Annotated in this window: 14 protein-coding genes and 1 pseudogene; 8 read left to right on the plus strand and 7 right to left on the minus strand. The window is 69.3% G+C overall.

Annotation, left to right across the window (positions count from 1 at the left end; all coding sequences use genetic code 11):
• The first annotated feature begins 242 nt into the window (after positions 1-242).
• Positions 243-659, plus strand: a complete 417-nt coding sequence (locus ACTWQF_RS25280; RefSeq protein ID WP_443281944.1) for a Fur family transcriptional regulator — start codon at positions 243-245, stop codon at positions 657-659.
• A gap of 49 nt (positions 660-708) precedes the next feature.
• On the opposite strand, the gene ACTWQF_RS25285 is transcribed toward ACTWQF_RS25280, so the two are convergent.
• The gene (locus ACTWQF_RS25285) at positions 709-1,425 is read right to left on the minus strand and encodes a TetR/AcrR family transcriptional regulator (protein WP_443281945.1); all 717 of its coding nucleotides are present in this window, start codon (positions 1,423-1,425) and stop codon (positions 709-711) included.
• 107 nt (positions 1,426-1,532) lie between these two features.
• On the opposite strand from ACTWQF_RS25285, the gene ACTWQF_RS25290 reads away from it, so the two are divergent.
• On the plus strand, positions 1,533-2,657 hold the full coding sequence (locus ACTWQF_RS25290) for an FAD-dependent monooxygenase (protein WP_443281946.1): 1,125 nt from the start codon (positions 1,533-1,535) through the stop codon (positions 2,655-2,657).
• A gap of 59 nt (positions 2,658-2,716) precedes the next feature.
• On the opposite strand, the gene ACTWQF_RS25295 is transcribed toward ACTWQF_RS25290, so the two are convergent.
• Both ACTWQF_RS25295 and ACTWQF_RS25300 read right to left on the minus strand, forming a co-directional pair.
• Positions 2,717-5,167, minus strand: a complete 2,451-nt coding sequence (locus ACTWQF_RS25295) for a SpoIIE family protein phosphatase (RefSeq protein WP_443281947.1) — start codon at positions 5,165-5,167, stop codon at positions 2,717-2,719.
• Positions 5,168-5,356: 189 nt separating this feature from the next.
• Entirely contained in the window at positions 5,357-5,929 is a 573-nt protein-coding gene (locus tag ACTWQF_RS25300; protein WP_443281948.1) for a dihydrofolate reductase family protein, read from the minus strand.
• 164 nt (positions 5,930-6,093) lie between these two features.
• Between ACTWQF_RS25300 and ACTWQF_RS25305 the strand changes: the two genes are divergently transcribed.
• On the plus strand, positions 6,094-6,828 hold the full coding sequence (locus tag ACTWQF_RS25305) for a winged helix-turn-helix transcriptional regulator (protein ID WP_443281949.1): 735 nt from the start codon (positions 6,094-6,096) through the stop codon (positions 6,826-6,828).
• A gap of 3 nt (positions 6,829-6,831) precedes the next feature.
• Here the strand turns inward: ACTWQF_RS25305 and ACTWQF_RS25310 are convergent, their stop codons facing one another.
• Positions 6,832-7,515 (minus strand): response regulator, encoded by a 684-nt coding sequence (locus ACTWQF_RS25310; protein ID WP_443281950.1) that lies wholly within the window; start codon positions 7,513-7,515, stop codon positions 6,832-6,834.
• A complete protein-coding gene (locus ACTWQF_RS25315; protein ID WP_443281951.1) occupies positions 7,512-8,765 on the minus strand; it encodes a sensor histidine kinase in 1,254 nt (417 codons plus the stop codon). The genes ACTWQF_RS25310 and ACTWQF_RS25315 overlap by 4 nt, the downstream gene beginning before the upstream one ends.
• 245 nt (positions 8,766-9,010) lie before the next feature.
• Between ACTWQF_RS25315 and ACTWQF_RS25320 the strand changes: the two genes are divergently transcribed.
• The 4 genes from ACTWQF_RS25320 (at position 9,011) to ACTWQF_RS25335 (ending at position 15,155) form a co-directional block, all read left to right on the plus strand.
• Positions 9,011-10,855 (plus strand): 2Fe-2S iron-sulfur cluster-binding protein, encoded by a 1,845-nt coding sequence (locus ACTWQF_RS25320; RefSeq protein WP_443281952.1) that lies wholly within the window; start codon positions 9,011-9,013, stop codon positions 10,853-10,855.
• Positions 10,856-10,976: 121 nt separating this feature from the next.
• On the plus strand, positions 10,977-12,512 hold the full coding sequence (locus tag ACTWQF_RS25325; RefSeq protein ID WP_443281953.1) for a multicopper oxidase family protein: 1,536 nt from the start codon (positions 10,977-10,979) through the stop codon (positions 12,510-12,512).
• 219 nt (positions 12,513-12,731) lie between these two features.
• Positions 12,732-13,058 carry a hypothetical protein gene (locus tag ACTWQF_RS25330; protein ID WP_443281954.1) on the plus strand — a complete coding sequence of 109 codons (327 nt, stop codon included), beginning with the start codon at positions 12,732-12,734 and terminating at the stop codon, positions 13,056-13,058.
• A gap of 729 nt (positions 13,059-13,787) precedes the next feature.
• On the plus strand, positions 13,788-15,155 hold the full coding sequence (locus tag ACTWQF_RS25335) for a cation:proton antiporter (protein ID WP_443281955.1): 1,368 nt from the start codon (positions 13,788-13,790) through the stop codon (positions 15,153-15,155).
• A gap of 87 nt (positions 15,156-15,242) precedes the next feature.
• On the opposite strand, the gene ACTWQF_RS25340 is transcribed toward ACTWQF_RS25335, so the two are convergent.
• Both ACTWQF_RS25340 and ACTWQF_RS25345 read right to left on the minus strand, forming a co-directional pair.
• On the minus strand, positions 15,243-15,602 hold the full coding sequence (locus ACTWQF_RS25340; RefSeq protein WP_443281956.1) for a DUF190 domain-containing protein: 360 nt from the start codon (positions 15,600-15,602) through the stop codon (positions 15,243-15,245).
• 1,487 nt (positions 15,603-17,089) lie between these two features.
• Positions 17,090-18,589: a hypothetical protein gene (locus ACTWQF_RS25345; protein ID WP_443281957.1), complete on the minus strand. Its 1,500-nt coding sequence runs from the start codon at positions 18,587-18,589 to the stop codon at positions 17,090-17,092.
• Positions 18,590-18,906: 317 nt separating this feature from the next.
• On the opposite strand from ACTWQF_RS25345, the pseudogene ACTWQF_RS25350 reads away from it, so the two are divergent.
• Positions 18,907-19,200 (plus strand): annotated as a pseudogene (locus ACTWQF_RS25350) (transposase); the annotation flags it as partial.
• Positions 19,201-19,214 lie beyond the last annotated feature (14 nt).

The raw sequence follows: 19,214 nt of genomic DNA on the forward strand, positions 1-19,214 counted from the left end.
TACTGGAACAGCCGGGGCACAGGCTCCGGCGAAGACCGTCGCCTCGTCGATGAAGACCGTCGCCTCGTCGACCGGATTGCGAAATGTGATCGGGCCCACCTGCTGAACCATCACGATGTTTCCTGCTGTGTCCTGCCCCTTGGCTGTCGCTGGAACCGATCCTACGATGGACGAAATCCAAGTCAATACGGAAACCAGGCCCGTAAGATTTTCGTTCGGCAGACATGGTTAGGCTGGTGGTCATGAGTGACCTGCTGGAACGGCTTCGCGGACGTGGCTGGCGGATGACCGCCCAGCGCCGGGTGGTCGCCGAGGTGCTCGACGGCGAGCACGTCCACCTCACCGCGGACGAGGTGTTCGCGCGCGCCACCGCCCGGCTGCCGGAGATCTCCCGCGCGACCGTCTACAACGCCCTCGGTGAGCTGGTCTCCCTGGGCGAAGTGCTCGAGGTGGCCACCGACGACCGCGCCAAGCGCTACGACCCGAACGCCCACCGGCCTCACCACCACCTGCTCTGCTCGCGCTGCGGCACCATCCGTGACGTACACCCTGTCGGCGATCCACTGACAGATCTGCCCGCCTCCGAGCGGTTCGGTTTCACCGTCTCCGCCGTCGAGGTGACCTACCGGGGCCTGTGCCCCGACTGCACCGGCCACTGAATCTGCCCCTGATCATCTGCGCCCCGGTCTCCTGGGCCGAGTTGCTCAGTCATGGCTTCTCGTAGCTCAGGCCCAGCATGTGGCAGATGTCGCGCAGGCACTCCTCGAAAACCGGAGTGAGATCCGAGTAGGCGAAGTCGAGTTGGTGCAGCGCTTCCAGGCACAGCAGACCGTGCAGCTTGATCCAGCAGGACAGAAACACATGCGCGGCTTCCGGCGGCAGCGGAGTCGCTGTCGAGGTCACGTACTGGCGCAGTTGCTCACGCAGGGACGGCGCCAGGTCGTCGAGGTCCGGCACCGCGAACGGTTGTGTCTCCCACAAGGCGGTGACCTCGGCCAGGAAGATCTGCTCGAAGTGGCGCCCGGCCTGGTGCCGGGGCGAGTCGGGCTCCCTGTTCGGCGGTGCCACCGGGCTGGCAAATATCCAGCGGCACTCGGCGGGGTGTGACCTCGCCCAGCCGTGCATCGCGCGGCAGATGGCCAGGAGCCGCCGCGCGGGCGGGTCGGCGGAGGTGGCCTCGCGTGCGGCTTCCATCTCCTCGGCCAGTTCCTGGAAGAAGTCCGAGGTGATGGCTCCGACCAGTTCGTCGTGGCCGGAGAAGTAGTGGTACAGAGCGGGGCCGCTCATCCCCATCTCCCTGGCGACCGCGTTGATCGTCACCGCGGCTGCCCCGCGTTCGATCAGCAGTCGGCGCGCGACTGTGCGGATCTCGGCCACGGTGGCCTGTCGCTGTCTGCTCCGGCGGGCACTGGTCTGTGCGGCCATCGTTCTCCTTCGTCTCCTCCGTCGCTCGGCAGGTTTGACACCCTAGAGCATCTATGTTTCCTTACGGCTTCTAGATTTACTTAGAGGCCATAAGGGAAGGGAGAGAGATGGCTCGGACGTCGCACGCCCGGAAAGCGGTCGTGATCGGTGGCGGTATCGGCGGGCTCGCAGCCGCGCTGGCGCTGCACCAGCGCGGCTGGCGCATCGAAGTCCTGGAGCGGGCCCCTCGGTTCACCGAGGTCGGCGCGGGCCTGGCGATTCAGCCCAACGCCCTGCGCGCACTGGACGCGCTGGGGCTCGGTACGCCCATCCGGGCCGGCGCCTTGGCAGGCCCGCCCCGCGGGATCAGGGCCGCGAGCGGGAAGTGGCTCGTCCGTAACGACACGGACGAACTGGAACGCCGCTATGGCCGGTGGGTCATGCTGCCGCGCGCCGAACTGCTCGCCCAGCTGCGGACCGCGCTGCCTCCCGAGGCGCTCCGGCCCGGTATCGAGGTACGAGAGGTGCGCGGCGACGGCACCGTCACACACACCGAGGGCAGCTCCGCGGCAGACCTCGTCGTGGGCGCGGACGGATTGCACAGCATCACACGTCGGTCGGTGTGGCCTGACGCATCCGGGCCCCGCTATGCCGGCTACGGCACCTGGCGCCTCATCGTCAAGCCCAGAGCTTTCGAAGGCAGCGTCGAAACCTGGGGCCGAGGGGTGCGTGTCGGCTACGCGCCGCTGCCGGACGGACGGGTCTATTGCTACGTCATGGTCACCGCGGCGGAAGGCGTTCGTGGCCGCCTCCCCGAACTGCGTCGGCGCCTGTCGGACTGGCACGACCCGATACCGGCGCTTCTCGACGACGCGGACGAGGACAGTGCCCTGTACCACGACACCTGTCAGCTGCCGGACCTGCACACGTACGTCAGCGGCAAGGTCGCGCTGGTCGGCGACGCCGCACACGCGATGACGCCCGACCTCGGACAAGGCGCGTGCCAGGCACTGGAGGACGCGGTCGTGCTGGCGAGGGCGATGGAGCAGGTCACCGTGGCCGAAGGGCTGGCGGCCTACGACCGTGCTCGCCGACCGCGGACCCAGATGATTGCCCGCCGCTCACGCCGGATCGGGGCGATGGCGCATCGATCCGGCCCGGCGCTCACCCCGGCGCGCAACGCATTCATGCGCATGACGCCACGTTCCGCGTTCGCCCGGTCGCTCGCTCCGGTCATCGGCTGGACGCTCTGATCCCCGGTGGCGGCAGACGCTCAACGCCGTCCCGCGGCTCGCGGAGCAGCCGAGTGCCGTCAGGGTGGGCCGGCGGATGGTTCGGCGTGCAGCGGCTGTTCGGCCCAGATGGTCTTGCCGGTGGGAGTCTGGCGGCTGCCCCAGCACTCGGAGAGCTGGGCGACGAGCAGCAGCCCGCGCCCGCCCTCGTCGAAGACGCGGGCCCGGCGCAGATGCGGCGCGGTGCTGCTGCCATCGGACACCTCGCAGATGAGGGTCGAGTCGCGGATCAGCCGCAGTGTGACGGGGGCTGTGCCGTACCGGAGGGCGTTGGTGACCAGCTCGCTGACGATCAGTTCGGTGGCGAACGCCGCCTCCGTCAGCGCCCAGGCGGCCAACTGTTCGGCAGCCATCTTGCGGGCCTGGGCCACGGCCGAAGGGTGCTGCTCCAGCTCCCAGGTGCGTACATTTCCGGTGTCGAGCGCGGATGTCCGGGCCAGCATCAGCACGATGTCGTCGGCGGGACGGCCCCTCAGCACCGTGCTCAGCACCTGGTCACAGGTTTCCTCCAGGGTGTCGGCCGGGCTGCTCAACGCCTGGCGCAGCAGGGCGAGCCCGGTCTCGACGTCGTGGTCGGCGGCCTCGACCAGGCCGTCGGTGTAGAAGGCCAGCAGGCTGCCCTCTTCCAGCTCCATCTCGGCCACCTCGAACGGCAGGCCGCCGAGACCGAGCGGCGGCCCGGCCGGCAGGTCGAGCAGCCGTACGACGCCGTCGGGCGTGACCAGGGCGGGCGGCGGATGTCCGGCGCGCGCCATGGTGCAGCGGCGGGACACCGGGTCGTACACGGCGTACACGCAGGTGGCCCCCACCTCCCCCGACGCCGCCTCCGCCTGCCTGCGCACCTCGGGGCCTTCCTCCCGGTCGAGCTTGATGACGAGGTCGTCCAGTTGCGTGAGCAGCTCGTCGGGGGCGAGGTCGACATCCGCGAGGGTCCGTACGGCGGTCCGCAGCCGGCCCATCGTGGCCGAGGCGTGAATGCCGTGTCCCACCACGTCGCCCACGGCCAGGGCGACCCGGGCGCCGGACAGCGGGATCACGTCGAACCAGTCCCCGCCGATGTCCGCACCGGAGCTGGTCGGCAGATAGCGGTAGGCCACCTCCGTCGCCGCCAGGCGCGTCGGCCGCTCGGGTAGGAGGCTGCGCTGGAGCGCCAGCGCCGTGCGGCGTTCACGGGTGTAACGGCGGGCGTTGTCCACGCTCACCGCGGCCCTGGCAACGATCTCCTCGGCGAGCAGCAGGTCGTCATCGCTGAAGGACTCCGCCGTCCGGTGCCGCAGGAAGTGCACCAGGCCCATGGTGACTCCCCGGGCTCGCAGAGGCACCATCATCCCCGAGTGGATCATGTACTTGGCCACGGACTCGGCGCGGGCCGGGGAGGATCTGAGCCACTCCCTCAGCCCCGGATCTTCCGGCTTGTGCCGGGTTCCCCGGCCGGCGACCAGCGTCCGCATCGGCGTCGTCCCCACCGGGTAGAACGTCGTGTCGCCGGAGGCGACCGCCGACTCCGGGCAGCCCTCCAGCACGGACTGCTGGGCCGTGCGACGCACGGTGACCGGCTCGTCGAGCGGTACCGGTTCCGGCTCGTCACCCAGCACGACGGGCTCCAGCAGGTCCACGGTGACGAAGTCCGCGAACCCGGTCACGGCGACCTCGGCCAGTTCCTCGGCCGTTCGGGTCACGTCCAGGCTGCTGCCGATGCGGAGGCTGGCGTCGTTGAGGACCGCGAGGCGGCGGCGGGCCCAGTACTGCTCCGTGGTGTCGAAGACGACCGCGGACAACCCCTGAACGGTGCCGGCCTCGTCCTTCAAGGGCGTAATGAACATCGACCAGGCATGTTCCCGGATCTCAGCAGGACCTCGGTTGTACTCATCGAGGAACACCATTTCGCCAGTGCGCAGGACCTGCCGCTGAAGGCGGTCGTACTCGTCGAAGGGCGGCCTCGGCTCGATCTCCCACAGGGTCAGGCCCTTCATCTCCTCCTCGCCCCTGCCCATCACCTGGGTCATGACCTCGTTGCAGGCCACCAGCCGGGCCTCGCGGTCGTAGACCGCCACCGGCACGGGGAGCTGCGTGAGTGTGCGGTCCCACAGGGCCACCGCCCCCGGCTCGGGCCGCCCCGCCACGCTCGCCGGTGCGGCACCGGTCACCAGCCAGAGCCGCTTGCCGCCCGCGTCCGCCAGCGGCGTTCCCTGGAGCCGCACCACGACACGAGATCCGTCCTGGTGCCGAAGCGCCACCTCACTGGCCCACCGGTGCCCCTCTGCAAGGTAACGCTGGGTGGCATCCGGCAGGTCGGCGGCGAGCAGGTCGGTGGCGGCCCGGCCCACGGCCTCGGCGGATTCGTATCCGAGCAGCTGCTGGGCTCCGGCGCTCCACACCAGGATCGCCCCACCGGCGTCGACGACGACCGCCAAACCCTCCGGAACGTGTCCCTCCACTCTGCCTCCAGGTATGACCCCCCTGCTGGTCATGGCCCCGACCGCGCCCCGCCCCGACCGGAGCCGGGCGCTCGCCGGCAACCCCACCGACCTCCGGGTACCCCCTCCAGCGTCCCGCCGCAGCGCCCCCCATGCCCACCGCACCCCCGGTCGTCCCGGTCGCCCCTGGTGGGACCCCGGCCGGAAGCCTGCCCAGCCGGGGCCTCACTCCTGTTCAGCTGTTCAGCGGACGACGTCGAAGATGTTCAGCTGCATGCCGTTCGCGTACGCCTCGTGCTCGACGAGCTTCAGCTTCTGGGCGTCCTTGTCCGTGGCACTGAACAGCCGCTTGCCCGCGCCGAGCAGCAGCGGGAAGACGAGCAGGTGGTAGCGGTCGATGAGGCCGGCGTCGGAGAGGTTCCGGTTGAGGGTGGCGCTGCCGTGCATGATGATCGGGCCGCCCTCGGTCTCCTTCAGCGCGGCCACGTCGTCGAGCGTGCGCAGGATGGTGTTCTCGCCCCAGTTGTCGACCAGGGCGTCCTCGGACAGGGTGGAGGAGACGACGTACTTCGGCATCGGCTTGTAGTCGGCGAACTCCGCCATGTCCGGCCAGACAGGGCTGAACGCCTCGTAGCTGACCCGGCCCAGCAGCATCGCGGTGGCTTCCTTCTGTTCCCGGCCCTTGATCTCGTAGGCCGCCTCGTCGAACTCGACCTCCTTGAAGGTCCAGCCGGAGTTGCGGTAGCCGGGCTCGCCGCCCGGGGCCTCCACGACGCCGTCGAGCGAAACGAAGGCAGTGCTGATCAGAGTGCGCATCTCGAAGTCTCCTGAGTGAGTGTCCTGGGTGTCTCGTGCCGCGTGCTGTCTCCGTCGCCGGAGCGGGGTCGGCTCCTGCCCGACTGTGATCAACGTAGAGGTGCTACTTCTAAAAAGCAAGTAGCAAGTTTCAAAGTAGAAGTCCTGTGCCGTAGACTGCTGCCATGGCAAAGAAGCGGAGCTACCACGACGCCTGTGGGATCGCCCACGGGCTCGATCTGGTCGGCGAGCGCTGGGCGCTGCTGGTGGTGCGCGAGCTGCTCCTCGGCCCGAAGAGATACGGGCGACTGCGCGCGGACCTGCCCGGGATCGGAACAAATGTGCTCGCCCAGCGCCTTAGCGAGCTGGAGGCGTCCGGCGTCCTGCGCAAGCGCCGACTCCCGCCGCCCACCAGCGCGACGGTCTACGAACTCACCGACTGGGGATACGAACTCGAACCGCTGCTCCGAGCACTGGGCCGCTGGGCCATCCGCTCCCCCGACCACGACGCCACCGCCCATCTGAGCGCCACCTCCTTCCTGCTGTCTCTGCGCACGAACTTCGACCAGGGCCGTGCCGGAGGTGCGCGCGGAAAGTACGAGCTGCACGTGGGCGAGGAGGTCGCCCGCGTGGTTCTGGAGGACGGGACACTCCTGGTCGAGCGGGGCTCGCAGGAGCAGCCGGACGCCGTCGTCACCGGACCGCCGACCCTCCTCGCGCGCGTGGTGTACCAGGGGTACGACCTCGGCAAGGCATCCGCTGCGGGAGACGTCGAGGTCGAGGGCGACGTCGGGGCAGCCGGGCGTTTCCTGAGCATGTTCAGCCTCCCCGCACCTGTCGGCGCCACCTCCGGGCCTTCTGGACCTTCCGGGCTTTCTGGGCCTTCTGCACTTCCTGGACCTTCTGGACCTGACGCGTAGCCATCAGTCGAGGAGGCCGGCGTGGTGGGCGAGGATGGCGGCCTGGACCCTGTTGGTGGCGGAGAGTTTGGTGAGGATCCGGCTGATGTGGGTCTTCGCGGTGGCCTCGCTCATGCGCAGCGCTGCGGCGATGTCGGTGTTGGACAGGCCCTTGCCCAAGGCGGCGAGCACCTCGCGCTCCTTGGCCGTGAGGGCTTGGAGGCGCTGCCGGGCTTCGGCCGCCCGCTGCTCGGTCTGCGTTCCGCGTCGTCCCTCGTCGTCCTCGGTGAAGTGCCGCAGCAGCCTGCGTGTCACCTTGGGGGAGAGCATGGCGTCTCCGCGGGCCGCGCTGCGCACCGCGGCGGTCATGTCGTGTGCCGTGGCGTCCTTGAGCAGGAACCCGACCGCGCCGTGATGCAGCGCGGTCCGTACGTAGTCGTCCAGGTCGAAGGTGGTGAGGACGACGACGTGCGGCGGGTGGGCCGAGCGGGCGAGCCGTTCGGTGGCCGTCAGGCCGTCGGCCCGGGGCATCCGGATGTCCATCAGGACGACGTCCGGCCGGAGGGTCGCGGCCATGCTCACCGCGGTGTTGCCGTCGGACGCTTCACCGGCCACGGTGATGTCCGGTGCGGATTCCAGGATGGTGCGCAGCATGGAGCGCACCATCCATTCGTCGTCCACGATCAGGACGCTGATCTTCTCGCTCATCGGGCCGTTTCCGTTGTCGGGGAGGTCTTGGCACGGTGGGCTCCGTCGCGGTGGTCTGCGCCGCGCGGGGGCTCGTCCAGCGGGACCTCCGCGAGGATTTCGAAGCCGCCGTCCCGTGTGGGCCGGGATGTCAACTCGCCGCCGAGGAGGCGGATGCGTTCGGCGATGCCGAGCAGGCCGTGTCCTCCGCCCGGCAAGCCGGGGGCCCTGCCCGTCGTGCCGCGCCGGTTGGTCACCGACAGCCGCAGCATCTGAGGGGTGTTCCGGACCTCGATGTGGGTCTCGGCGTCACCGGCGTGCTTGCGCACATTGGTCAGCGCTTCCTGGACGACGCGGTAGACGGCATGTTGGACCAGGGCAGGCAGTTCAGGCGTCCCGTCGCCGTTCCCATCCCCGTCCAAGTCGCCGTCCCCGTCCCCGTCGGTCATCGTCAGGGTGACGGGCATTCCGGTGCGGCGGGACTCGGCGACCAGGTCCTCGAGTTCGGCCAGGCCGGGCTGGGGGGCCAGCGGTACGTCCGTATCGGCGCGCAGCACTTCGACCAGGGAGCGGAGTTCGCTCAGGGCTTCGCGTCCGATGGTGCCGATCTGGCGGCCGAGGGTGAGGGCGGTCTCGCCCTTGGCGGCTTCGAGCGCGGTGGCGTGCAGCACGATCAGCGAGACCCGGTGGGTGACCACATCGTGCATGTCCCGGGCGATCTGGGCGCGTTCGTCGCTGCGTGCCTGCAGCACCCGCTGGCGCTGTTCCCGTTCGGCGCGTTCGGCGCGCTCGCGCAGTTCGGCCAGGAGCGCGCGGTGGGCGCCGACGTACAGTCCGAGCAGTGTCGGCAGCAGACAGATCCCCAGGCTGATCGGCGCGGAGGCGTCGGGGCCGCCCAGCCGCCAGACCGGCATGGCGACCACTACCAGGGCGAGCAGCGTGGTCGGCGCGACCTTCCGCCAGGAAGTGGTGCGCTCCGCCAGGGTGTACTGCGCGACCATCACCACCACCCATGACGCCAGCGCCACGAAGGAGACCAGGGCGCACAGCAGGAACAGCTCCGGGCGGCGGCGCCGCTGCCAAGCCGCCGCGCCGGTCAGTAGCCCCAGCGGAACGGCCAGCCAGAGCGAAGGGGGCGGATCGAGGTAGGCGAAGTTGGCGGACCGGCCGTCCCGCGAAGCGGTGGTCACCGCGAGGGCGAGTGCCACCGCCACGTCGGCGACAGGTCGGACGCGCTCCCGTACGGCCGCACAGCGCTGGGACCAACTCATGAGCTGAGGCTAGCCACGCCGTGGCGGGGGAGCGTCCATCGATAGTTGTACGGGGCCGCCGCGGGCGTGCGTCTTTCCGCTGACGCGGCGTGCGGTGATCGGCGGACGCGCGGCGGCCTCGCGCTCACGACGCTGGCAGCATGCCTACGACATCCACTCCCGTCCGCATGCCTCGTTCCCGGCCCGGGGCCGGGGCCGGGGCGCGGGGCTCCCGGCCTTCCCCCGCACCCCGGCGATCCGGCCTCGTGCGGAACGGACAGCTCCTCTTCGCCCTCTTCTGCGTCGGCACGGCGCTGGTGCTGAGCCTGCGCGAGGACGGCGTCTTCCCGGTCATCCAGTCGGCAGGCGTGGTGGGCTATCTCCTGGCCGCGCCGTTGGTGACCGTCTGCGCGGTGGCCCTGGGGCGCTCGGCGCGCGCGGCGCGTGCCCGCAGGACGCTCATCGGCTTCCATCTCCTGTTCATCCCGCTGCAGTTCCTGTTCAGTTTCGGCAACTTCGAGCCGCTGGCGGGGATGGTGCTGTCCGCGGTGTTCGTCGTGCTGCTGAAGCCGCGCTTCCCACGGCTGGGGCGCAGGGCCCGCAAGACCTGGCTGACGGTGCACATCGGCGTCGCCGTGAGCTGGCTGGGCCTGTCCACGGCGATGACGGTCCTGGCCGTGGCCGGTCTCACCGCCGACACCCATGCCGTCCGGCACGGTGCCTACGAGCTGATGCACCTTTTCGATCTCACCCTCGTGATCCCCAGCATGGCGGTGGCCGTGCTCTCCGGCCTGGTCCTCTCGCTCGGGACGCCGTGGGGCCTGGTCAGGCACTGGTGGGTGCTGCTCAAGTTCGTCATCGCGCTGAGCCTGCCGACGTTCGCGGCCCTGCTCGAGAGCAAGTGGATCAGGAGTCTTCAGGCGCTGACGAAGGACCCCGCCGCCGAGCCCGGCGGCACCGGCCTCGCCCTGGCAATCTGCCTGGCCACGTTCACCGCGCTGCTGTGGGGCGCGGTCATCCTCTCCGTCGTCAAGCCCGGCGGCAGGACCCGCTGGGGGCACGGCAGCGAAGGGGCACGCCGCTACGGCGTACGCGACGGGGTGCGAGCCGCGGCCCAGAGCCCGTCGGCCGCGCGGCGGACGCCCGCCCCGGAGACCCCGGTGACCGTGAGCGGAGTGGAGCATCTCGCCGACGGCGTCGTCTCGCTGGAGCTGCGGCGCACGGACGGTCGCGCGCTGCCCCCGTGGCAGCCGGGGGCACATGTCGACCTGGTCCTGCCGTCCGGAAAGGTGCGCCAGTACTCCCTCTTCGGCAGCGGGCAGGACGGGCGCGGTGACGAGGGAGCCGTGGCCGCCTACCGGATCGCTGTGCTGCGGGAGCCCGACGGCCGCGGCGGCTCCGTCGAGGCGCACGCGCTCCGCCCCGGTGCCACCGCAGCGATCCGTGGCCCCCGGAACAACTTCCCGCTGGTCGCGGCCCCGGCGTATGTGTTTCTCGCGGGCGGGATCGGCATCACCCCGTTCCTCCCGATGATCCGGCGGCTGGACGCCGAGGGTGCCGACTGGAAGCTGCTCTACCGGGGCCGTACGCGCCCGGCCATGGCGTTCGCCGACGACCTGCTCCGCCGGTACCCGGGCCGGGTCGGGGTGACCGCCTCGGACACCGACCGGCGTCCCGCCCTCGAAGAACTCCTGAGCGCCGCACCGCAGGGCGTGGCGGTCTACTGCTGCGGGCCCGCGCCGATGCTCGACGCGGTCTCGGCCGTCATGCGGACGGCCTGCCCCCACGGGCGGCTGTACACGGAGCGCTTCGCCGCCGCCGACCGGCCCGCACCGGAGGCAGACGAGCCCTTCGACGCCGAACTGACCCGCAGCGGCGAGGTGGTACGGGTCGAGCCCGGCCACAGCCTGCTGGAGGCGATCCGGGAGGTCGAGCCCACACTGGACTTCTCCTGCGCGGACGGCGTCTGCGGAAGCTGCGAGACGCGCGTGGTCGGCGGCACCCCCGAGCACCGCGACAGCGTGCTGCACGAGCACGAGCGCGACCGCCGCGACGTCATCTACCCCTGCGTCTCCCGGGCACGCGGCCGGCGCATCGCCCTCGACCTGTGAGAACCCACCGCACCTCACCAAAACCCCCTGCCCACACTGCCCACAGGAGTCTCCACATGCCCACGCACCGGACGCCGGCCCCCGCACACGCCGACGCGATCGCCACCAGGGAGGGCCGCCGGTGAAGCGCCGTACGCTGCTGAAGGCCGGACTGGGCGGCGTGGGCGCCGCCGCGGTCGGCACGGGCGGCACCTTCGGATGGTGGTGGTCGGCCGCCGACATCGACACCGTCGGCCGCGTCGAGTTCAACCGGCGCCTGGTCATTCCGCCCCTGGCACCCGCACGCCGCGACGCCGAGGGCCGCAAAGTGTTCGAACTCCGCGCTGCGCCGGGCAAGCACCGGCTGCGCCCCGGCCGCCGAACCGCCACCTGGGGCATCAACGGTCCCTACCTCGGGCCCACGCTCCGGGCCGCCCGCGGCGAGACGGTGCGCGTGAACGTACGGAACGAGCTGCGCGAGACCACGAGCCTGCACTGGCACGGCATGCACCTGCCCGCGCGCATGGACGGCGGCCCGCACCAGCCGGTGAAGCCGGGCGAGACCTGGTCACCGGCCTGGACCATCGACCAGCCCGCCGCCACCCTCTGGTACCACCCGCACCCCCACGGAGCGACCGCCCGGCATGTGTACCGCGGGCTGGCCGGCATGTTCATCCTGGACGAGCCGAAGACGGAGCCCACCGGCCCGGGCGACCGCGCTCTGCCCAGCCGCTACGGCGTCGACGACATCCCCGTCATCGTGCAGGACAAGCGCTTCGACGACGCCAACCAGCTCGACGAGAGCCACCCCCGGATGAGCGAGGTCGGCCTCCTCGGCGACGTGATCTGCGTCAACGGAACCACCGGCCCGTACCACCCGGTCACCACGGAACGCCTCCGGCTGCGGCTGCTCAACGCCTCCAACGCCCGGATCTACCGCTTCGGCTTCGACGACGACCGGCCCTTCGCGCTCATCGGCACCGACGGCGGACTGCTGCCGGCCCCGCACAGGACCACCCGTATCCAGCTCTCACCCGCCGAACGCGCCGAGATCGTGGTGAGGTTGCGCCCCGGCGAGCGGACCGTGCTGCGCAGCTTCCCCCCGGACCTCGGCCTGAACGTCTGGGACCGCCGCTTCGCCGGCGGCGACGACGCCCTGGGCATCCTCGAACTCCGCGCCGCCCGCGCGCTGCAACCCTCACCCCGGCTGCCGGACGAACTCGCCGCCGCTCCGGCGCTGGCCACCAGGACCGCGGCCGTGGACCGGAAGTTCGACCTGACTGGCTTCACCATCAACGGCAAGAGCATGGACATGCGCCGCACCGACTTCGCGGTGGACCTGGGCGCCACCGAGGTCTGGGAGGTCACCGCCACCGACGGCACACCACACAACTTCCATGTGCACGACGTCCAGTTCCAGGTGCTCTCCGTCGACGGGAAACCGCCTCCCCCTGAACTCGCGGGCTGGAAGGACACCGTCCACACCCGTCCCGGCGTCCCCTTCCGCCTCGCCATGCGCTTCCGCGACCACAGCGACCGCACCATGCCGTACATGTACCACTGCCACATCCTGTACCACGAAGACCAGGGGCTGATGGGCCAGTTCGTAGTGGTCGAGCCCGGCGAGAAGCCGGGAAGGCCGGGCAGGGCAGGGAGCGGCGGCCATGGCCACCACTGAGCCTTCCGCCCCGAACCACGGGTAGGGCGGTCCAGGAACATCCGAGCGAGGGTGCCGGGTGCCGTACGAGCTGAGGGCGGCGAATTGCGGCAACCGTCACACATGGTGCGGCGCTGAGTTACGTGACGCTTCAACACTCACGAACGAACACCGTTGACACATACTGTGCATCACCTGGCAGGGCGCCTGCCCGGCCCTCAGCCGACCAGAGGAGAACGCATGCTGCGCGCCGTGTTCGTCCGCACCTTGAAGCCCGGCGTCACTGATGAGGAGTTCATCCAAGCCTGGCTTCCCCCTGGCGTAACCAGGCACTCCTACCCCTCGGGGGTCAGCATCAGCCACAGCATCACCGACGAACGGCAGATCATCTCGATCTTCGAGGTGGACGCCACTCCGCAGGACTTTCCTCAGGTGCTCGCCTCTCTGGTTCACCCGGATTCGGCCGCTCGACTGGCCGAGATCGTCGAGTCGACACAGCTCGAAGCCGTTTTCGAGGACACCGCGACCTTCGGGTCACGACAACCGCTCAGTCACGACGATCGATAGACCTCAGTGCTCGACCCCGGGTTCGCCCCGGGGACAGGGACACCTGAGCCTGGGTCGCGCTCCGGCCGATCTGCTACGAGCCGTCCGCCGGATCGCCCTGGAGACCAACGTGGTGGCACTCGACGTCACCGAGAGGTCTCCAGTCCGTACGACCACGCCGACCTGACGGTCAACAACGCCCACCGGCTGATCTAGGAGACGCTCGCCGGCCTGGCCTTCAACAAGCGTGCCAAGGCACGGTTGACCTCATGACCTCATGACCTCATGACCTCATGACCTCATGACCTCGAAACATGCGCCGCAAGGTGTACCGCATGCGCAACCAGCCGTTCGCCGATGTCTGTTACGCGGCGCTGCAAAATGCGACGACGGAGGAAGCTCTTTGCCTTTCCGCCTGCTCGCCTGACCGTGCGGTGGCCCCATAGGGCGACTCGCGACTCGCGACTGACGGTCGAGCACGCTGCTCCGCTGGTGGCGAGCATGGCCGGGCAAGGCATCCTGCCCGCGCTGCAAGCCTTGACCGATGCCGTCGGCACCGGCAGGCGGCTGCCACCGCACGGGTAGCGGCCGTCGCATGGCCTGCCCCCGGAAGAATCCTGATAGTTGCAGACATGGATTCGATTGCATGGTATGCGCCTTTTAGGGCTATGTATCTCGCTTGTTGGAGCGGTCGTCCCGCACCTTCGGTACCCGAACAGTTCGTGTCATCGATGAAGGGGAGGCGAGCTCATGTCCCTGTCGGTCGCCGAGCTGTCCCGGATCCTGATCGTGCTGACGGTCTTCCTGGTGGCGGCGCACCTCGGCGGATTCGTCTTCGCACGGTTGCGCCAGCCTCCGGTGATCGGCGAGATCGTGGGGGGACTGCTGCTCGGAGGCAGCGCCCTGGGCCTTGTCGCCCCGTCGGTGAGCGGCTGGCTGGCGCCGTCTGCCAGTCCGACCGCCCATGTGCTGGGCGCGGTCTACCAGCTCGGTACGATCCTGATGGTCTTCCTGGCCGGGCTGGAGATGCGCCAGGGCGGTCTGGGCGCCGAGCGCGGGACCGTCCTGTTCACCACCGTCACCGGCCTGGTGATCCCGTTCGCTGCGGGACTGGCCATCGCCCGGCTGGTGGACCCCGGCGAGCTGGCAGGCCCGCACGGATCCGCCCTGAACATCTCCCTGGTCCTGAGCCTGGCCATCGCGGTGACCAGCATCCCGGTGATCTCCCGGATCATGATGGACCTCGGCATCATGGGCAGCCTCTTCGCCCGGACGGTGCTCACGGTCGCCGTCGTCGAGGATGTTCTCCTCTACGTCGTCCTGGCAGTGATCCTCGGCCTCGCCCATGTCCAGGCGGACACCTCCTTCGGCCTGCACGCCCTGTTCTCTCTCGATTCGATTGGCTGGGACGTGGCCTACTACGCGGCTGCGTCGCTGCTGTTCTTCGCTGTCTGTCTTGCCGGAGGGCGGTCGGCGTTCCGTTGGCTCGTCTCGGGCCCCCTGGGTGTGCTGGAGCGGCGCAGTCCGGCGGCCTTCCGGATGGTGTTCCTGTTCGCCCTCTGCCTGTGCTGCATCGGCCTGGGGATCGATCCGATCTTCGGCGCGCTCATGGCGGGCATCGCCATGGCCGAACAAGCGGAAGGCAAGGAGACCGATTCACCCGGGCTGAGCGCGGTGCGGGGATTCTCGCTGGCCTTCTTCGTGCCGATCTACTTCGCACTCGTCGGCTTCCGTCTCGACCTTGTGCATGACCTGGATCCGCTCTTCTTCGGCTGGCTGTTCGTCCTGGCCTGCGTGGTCAAGTTCGGCAGCGTCTGGGCGGGCGCACTCCTGGCCGGCAAGAGCCCGTCGTGGTCGACCCACTTCGCGGTGGCGATGAACGCCCGCGGCGGCCCCGGAATCATCCTGGCGTCGGTGACCTACGGCGCCGGGATCATCAACGGCCAATTCTTCGTCGCTCTCGTGCTGCTGTCCATCCTCACCTCGCAACTGGCCGGCGCGTGGCTGACCCGGGCGCTGGCAAGGGACCCCGGGTTCGTCTCAGAGGATCGGCCGCACGCACCGGCGAAGGGCGATGGCGGGACAACGACCCCGGAGGAGCTGCCAGTCCGGGATTGATATCCGGGGGGCGTTGAAGTCCCGTAGCTGAAGATCCCGTTGAGGACCGCACCGACCCCGGCGATGACCAGCAGACGGTTCAGCCGTTCATCCTGTGCGGCCCTCGTCGGCCGAGCGCATCACCTCGACCTCATCGAGGACGATCAGGCCGTCGCCCACCACCTCACTCAACTCCGGCAGGAGCGCCCGGACGCGGCTTTCCTCATCGACGATCACCACCGCGACGGGCAGGTCGTCGCACAGCGACAGCAGCCGGGAGGTGTGGATCAGTGAGGAGGCCCCGAAACCCTCCATCCCCCGGAACACGCTTGCCCCCGCCAGCCCTGCCTTGCGGGCCCGGCGAACGATCTCGCTGTACACCGGCTTACGGTTCCACAGGTCGTTCTCCCCGGTGAAGACCATCGCCCGCAGCCCCCTGCCCGTCGAGCGCATCGTCGAAGGGGCCATGCCTGCCTCCAGTCGCAGTCGATCAGACGGCGCCAACCTCGCCCCGTGTCCACCAGACGCGGAATATCCCAGCGTAGGGAAGAAACATGTCGAAACTGCCCAACATCCCGATGTCAAGGAACAGTCACACAAGTCGGTGCACCGTCCCCGCACGGCCCTCAGCAGCCCCATGAACGCACCGATCAACAAGCGTCCGAGGGCATCGCGTTAGTTCGTGGAGGGGTACTGCGGTTGTTCAGATGTGGGGTGTGGAGGTAGAGGCCGCCGGCGCAGTCGAGGCAGTCTTCGGGACTGACCGGAGGGCAGGCCTGTGGGGGAGGAAGTTGCCCTGGGAACCGCCCCGGCTTGCGAGGTAAAGGGCGAAGCTCCAGGTGTGCAGGACGCCGGTGAAGCACAGGCGGCACAAGGAGAGTTCCTCCCCGCCCTTCAGTTCGGCTGCCAACGTAGGCGAATCGGGCGCGGAGGCGGACGTCGACGGAACCTGGCCCGGTTGCGGCCGGCGTGCCTGGGCGTGGGTGTTGAGGCGCTGGCACAGGTGCTGCTGCATGGATTCCGGGGGTGGGCTTCGGCACGGCCTGATCCTGGCCGACGGCGAACCGGCCAGGCCGCTTACGCACCGTCTTCACGCTAACTGCGGCGAAGGGGTACGGCAGAGGCGTCGAGGTCGATGTCGCGGGGGCGGTGAGCTTGGGGAGGAAGCCCTTGCGCGGCGCGGCGCAGCCTGCCGGCCCAGGCCCCTACGGATCTTGATGGAGGTTCCGCCGCCGGATTTGATCACCGGGGCACCGAGTCGCCGACGAGTGTCCCGTGCTGCCATCGCCACTGTCCTGTAGGTGCAGTGCTCGATCAGTGCGTCGAGCGGCCCCGTCTCGACAGCTCGGCCTCTGTCCCGCCTCTTGCGCCCTGGCCACTCCAGAAGAACCAGGACCTGTTCGGCTCCATCAGGGAACGGAGAAGCTTCCGCACGGGAGACGTACACAGAAGAGTCATCCCCCCTGCCGCGAGCACGGTCAGAGCGACACGGCTCACTGGCTGATCAACCCGGCCCATGTCGTACCAGTCGAACCCCTGCGAGAGCTTGATCGGATACACATGGAGCAGGTAGGCGTACACCGTGTGAGGGCGACGGCAACCAAAAGTGCAACCACGCAACTACGAAGGCCCCGACCGCAGAGCGGTCGGGGCCTTCGTTCAGCCCGGTGAGGCTGGGCGGAGGATACGAGATTCGAACTCGTGAGGGGTTGCCCCCAACACGCTTTCCAAGTCTTCGTCCGGGGGTTCGCGCGTGTCCATCCGCGACCTGACCTGCGGCACAGCCGGGGCGAGTGGGCTGTCTGAACAGCTCCGGACGTATGCGAATGAGACCAAAACTGAGGCCACTGTTCATTGGGCGAGTCGAGGGATCCGGTGGACAAGCCCCCCCAGAGGGCAGCTCGACGACTGCTGCCTCCTTCCAGCCGCTGCCAACTCGTCTTGGACGGTCGCCGCTAGTCGATCTCAGTGTCCAGGTCGAGCGCCTCCTCTTCGACCGCGAGGTAGGTGTCTGTAGTCGCTGCCTCCAGAAAGCCCTCCTCTCTGGGGAGTGCGAGGCGCGGAGCCAGGCTGATGAGGCTCGTCCAGGAACCGCTGTCGCCTGCCGTGAAACCCTCGCGCACGGCCCGGAGTTGCTCGTGCCGCTGTTCCTCTCGGACTTCGCGCATGTACTCCTGGACCTCGGTGACCCTCTTCTCGTAAGAGCCCGCACTCATCTGTTGTTCGAGCGACTGTGCGACCACGCCGTCTGTGGGCGGAACTACGCGGAGTGGTCCCTCCAGGTACATGGGCCGTTCTTCTCGGACTCGGGCGACGATGCGGCGCTCGGCGTAGGCCAGCGAACGGCACGCGCCGTACAGGCGCCGGGACATTCCGAGCATGAGGTCCGTTCCCGGCAGCCGTCCTGCCAGCATGTCCAGGCCGTTCTGTTGTCTGATGGCCTCAGCCTGGGACTCGGCCTCGGCATCCGGCGTGACTTGGCGGCGCAGCTCGGTTGTCGTGCGGTCGCTTTCCAGCGGTCGGACCAGGTTCCCTCGCTCTGCTGCTGGTCCTTCCTCGGGCCTGCCGACCGCCGTGATGCGCAACCCGTTCCGGGGCAGCGATGCCAGCGCCAGATACGTCAGCATGCGCGATCGAGCGAGTTCCAGGAGCGCCTCGTCGTCCTGTTCCAGCGTCTCTCCGGCCGGGCTGTCCGTAGGGGTGTCACTGGCGTTTCCAACCGCCGGGGTGTCCTCGACATCGATCATCATGAACAGACGTCGCTCCAAGCTGGTGCCGCACAGCACCTTCTGGTGCGGAACGAGCACAATGGCGCCGACGTCCAGTTGCTTAGCTCCCTTGGCCCGGGGACGCAGGCCGAGCCGACGGCTCCCTTTTGCCTCGACCAGCCAGAGCTCGGACGTGGCCGGGTGCGTGCCGAACAGGTCCGGCAGACTGGACGTCTTGGCCCAACCGGGCGCCGCACCCTGTGGTATCGCGCTCTCGGCATGCGTTGTGGGACCGAGTCCCATCATCCGGCAGGCCCACTCGGCCATTGTCATGCCGACGTGGTAGCCGAAGGCGGTGCGAGTCGAACTCTCCGTTCCGTGGGAGTAGACGACGCTGGGCACGACCTCGTGCCCGGTACGGACGAGGTAGGCGGAGAGAGGGTACCGGCGTGCCATGATCTCGCAGCGTGCGAGACGAGGGGTGGCGGCGATCCAGGGGCCGATGTCCCGTCCCACGGTGGTCGTGGCGTCGAGGAGGGCACGCCATGTCGTCCCGACCAAATACGCGCCGTCTGCAGGGACGCCTGCGCCCATGGGCCAGGGCTGGTAGGCCGAGGCCACCTGTGCGGGGGAGGGCCGTGGCGCCGGAGACAGCGGGGAGCTGCGGTAGAGAAACACGGGGATGTTGAAGGCGTCGGGCGCGGATATCGGGGTGTCCCCGGTCCCCGCCCAGGGAGGCGGCTGCATGTGCCCACTGTGCCACTGGCTCGCGTGGCCGCCTGATACGGAGCCGCGGGCCGCGGGCGTGCTGGCCAGCCAGCACGCCCGGGGTTGCTCGACTGGCCAGCGTGTGTGGTGCCTGCGTGCTCAGGTGCCGAGGTGCCCGGTGCGCAGGCCGGCGATGAACGTGGCGAACTGCGCACCCGGCATGGGGAGTGTCTAATCAACGGCGGATCCGATGATCAAGGAGACGCCAGATGAGCGACACCGCCATCGAGTGGATAGCGGTCGATGAACCAGCGGCGGAGGCCGTGTCGGCGGCCACCGACGACCAGTTGGTCGGGATGCTCGTGGACCGGGCCTGGTCGGAAGGTTCTGCAGCTGACCGGTGAGAGCGGATTGCTTCAGCAGCTGACCAAGCGGGTGCTGAAGTCCGCCCTGGAGGGTGAGGTCACCGACCACCTCGGCTACGAGAAGCACGACGCGGACGGCCGCAACAGCGGCAACAGTCGCAACGGCACCCGGTCCAAGACCGTGCTGACCGACGTCGGGGCTGTCGAGGTGAAGGTGCCCGCGACACCGCCGGCACCTTCGAGCCGCAGATCGTCAAGAAGCGGCAGCGGCGCCTCCGAGGCATTCGCTCTGGAGCACG

Origin of the sequence: Streptomyces sp. 8N114 (assembly GCF_052245835.1) — a bacterium.
GTDB lineage: Bacteria > Actinomycetota > Actinomycetes > Streptomycetales > Streptomycetaceae > Streptomyces.

What these genes read in the sequence shown, in the direction of transcription:
- ACTWQF_RS25280 (WP_443281944.1), top strand. Translation starts at nt 243, where the DNA reads ATGAGTGACCTGCTGGAACGGCTTCGCGGACGTGGCTGGCGGATGACC.
- ACTWQF_RS25285 (WP_443281945.1), bottom strand. Translation starts at nt 1,425, where the DNA reads ATGGCCGCACAGACCAGTGCCCGCCGGAGCAGACAGCGACAGGCCACC.
- ACTWQF_RS25290 (WP_443281946.1), top strand. Translation starts at nt 1,533, where the DNA reads ATGGCTCGGACGTCGCACGCCCGGAAAGCGGTCGTGATCGGTGGCGGT.
- ACTWQF_RS25295 (WP_443281947.1), bottom strand. Translation starts at nt 5,167, where the DNA reads ATGACCAGCAGGGGGGTCATACCTGGAGGCAGAGTGGAGGGACACGTT.
- ACTWQF_RS25300 (WP_443281948.1), bottom strand. Translation starts at nt 5,929, where the DNA reads ATGCGCACTCTGATCAGCACTGCCTTCGTTTCGCTCGACGGCGTCGTG.
- ACTWQF_RS25305 (WP_443281949.1), top strand. Translation starts at nt 6,094, where the DNA reads ATGGCAAAGAAGCGGAGCTACCACGACGCCTGTGGGATCGCCCACGGG.
- ACTWQF_RS25310 (WP_443281950.1), bottom strand. Translation starts at nt 7,515, where the DNA reads ATGAGCGAGAAGATCAGCGTCCTGATCGTGGACGACGAATGGATGGTG.
- ACTWQF_RS25315 (WP_443281951.1), bottom strand. Translation starts at nt 8,765, where the DNA reads ATGAGTTGGTCCCAGCGCTGTGCGGCCGTACGGGAGCGCGTCCGACCT.
- ACTWQF_RS25330 (WP_443281954.1), top strand. Translation starts at nt 12,732, where the DNA reads ATGCTGCGCGCCGTGTTCGTCCGCACCTTGAAGCCCGGCGTCACTGAT.
- ACTWQF_RS25335 (WP_443281955.1), top strand. Translation starts at nt 13,788, where the DNA reads ATGTCCCTGTCGGTCGCCGAGCTGTCCCGGATCCTGATCGTGCTGACG.
- ACTWQF_RS25340 (WP_443281956.1), bottom strand. Translation starts at nt 15,602, where the DNA reads ATGGCCCCTTCGACGATGCGCTCGACGGGCAGGGGGCTGCGGGCGATG.
- ACTWQF_RS25345 (WP_443281957.1), bottom strand. Translation starts at nt 18,589, where the DNA reads ATGCAGCCGCCTCCCTGGGCGGGGACCGGGGACACCCCGATATCCGCG.